The sequence below is a fragment of the Helicobacter apodemus genome (genome assembly GCF_000765745.2).
Classification (GTDB): domain Bacteria; phylum Campylobacterota; class Campylobacteria; order Campylobacterales; family Helicobacteraceae; genus Helicobacter_D; species Helicobacter_D apodemus.
In genome coordinates, this window is record NZ_JRPC02000071.1 from 1 (window position 1) to 1,650 (window position 1,650).

Sequence of the window (1,650 nt, forward strand, 5' to 3'; positions counted from 1 at the left end):
TATGGTAAGATGATTTATCAAGTGCTAGAAGCTGTTGCAATGGCAGTTCAAAATGCAGGACAACTTATAAAATCTGTTCTTTTATTAGCTTTTGCTTTTGTAGCGATTAAAAAAATACTAGATGGGAGAGTGCAATACTTTGCAGAAGTGGTAAAGTTCTCTGTTATTAGTGCTCTTTTAATTGGTCTTTTCATTCACGCTCCTAATAGCGATTCAAATAGATTCCAAGTCTTTGATGAAGCCATTGCAGAGACTTATGTTGTTGAGCGTATTCCTAGTGGGTTAGGTATGTTATTTTCTATAGTTTCACGAGTAGAAAGAGCTTTGCTAGAGTTAATGGAGCTATCTTTCTCTACCCCTAATTCTATTTCTATTAGGAATGCTGGATTTGGATTTAGTATGGAAACTATAAATACACTAAAGAATATGAAACCTATATTCCTAGACCCTTTATGGGTAGAGAATATAAATAATTTTATTGGAGTATGTTTGCATTATAATGCAGAGAAAGACCCAACTTTGATGAGAAGAATTATAACCTCTAATGATTTATATAATGATTTATTAGGTATGAAAGCAGGATTCCCCATAGGTAATACTATTTCAGTTAATATGATACAAGCAGAAGGAAGAGGGGTAAAAGAAACCATAGTGCCTTGTAGGGTATTAGGAGCTGAATTACAGAAAGGATTAGAAGGACAAACAGAAAAACTCAAAAAAATCCATATGGCACAACTTGGAATTAGACATATAGAATTCTATGATGATAAAATGCAAGGTGTTGCTAATTTATTCCATACTTCCCACGCTAATGCAAGAAATATGCTCCAACAAGTTATGCTCGTGCATTCTTATAGAGATGGTATTAAAAATATGGAGAGAATGTATGGTTTAGGAGAGGGAACACTTGCAACAACATCTTCTATAGCCCATTATGCTTTCTTTAACCAAATGATACAACAAAGCACACTAGCTCAAAAGTTTCTACCTCTAATGAAAGCTTTTTTGACTGCAATTATTATTGGTGTATCTTGGTTAATTATAATATTTTCAATCATAACAGGATTAAGAAGTTTAATGATGATTTTAACAATGTCTCTCTTTTTAATCTTTTGGACACCCATATTAGGATTAACTAATTACTTAAATGATATATTCTTAGAAGATAAATTCCAAACCTTTTTAAAATACACTAATGGAATGTTTGGATTTAATATCAACTTCAACACAGAATTTTTTATGGCTATACAAGAACACGCTGCTATTATAGGTTATTTAGTAATGCTAACGCCTGTGTTAGCTTATGGATTAGCAAAGGGAAGTGATATGGCTATTTCAAATATGTTATCAAGTTTTACTTCTGCTTTATCAAGTGGTGCAAGAGCAGGAGCATTAGAATCAACTAAACAAGCACAATCTACAAAATCAGATATAGCCATAGGGGAGGAGGTGTATAGCAAACAAGCTGGAATTAGAGAGATTTTAGGAACAAATTGGGCAAATGGAATGGCAACACAGCAGCAAACAAAACTTGATGAATTTGGCAATCCTATGAACTCAAAAATTAATGTTGGATATGGTGGAAGCTTTGAATTAAATAAAGATGAAAGTGGAAATATTCATTATACCAATGCACAAAGTGGGCAGATT

1 protein-coding gene is annotated in these 1,650 nt (G+C 32.8%); it reads left to right on the forward strand.

The features are described 5' to 3' along the window. A partial coding sequence (locus LS72_RS10385; RefSeq protein ID WP_138155348.1) for a conjugal transfer protein TraG N-terminal domain-containing protein occupies nt 1–1,650 on the forward strand: 1,650 nt, incomplete at both ends.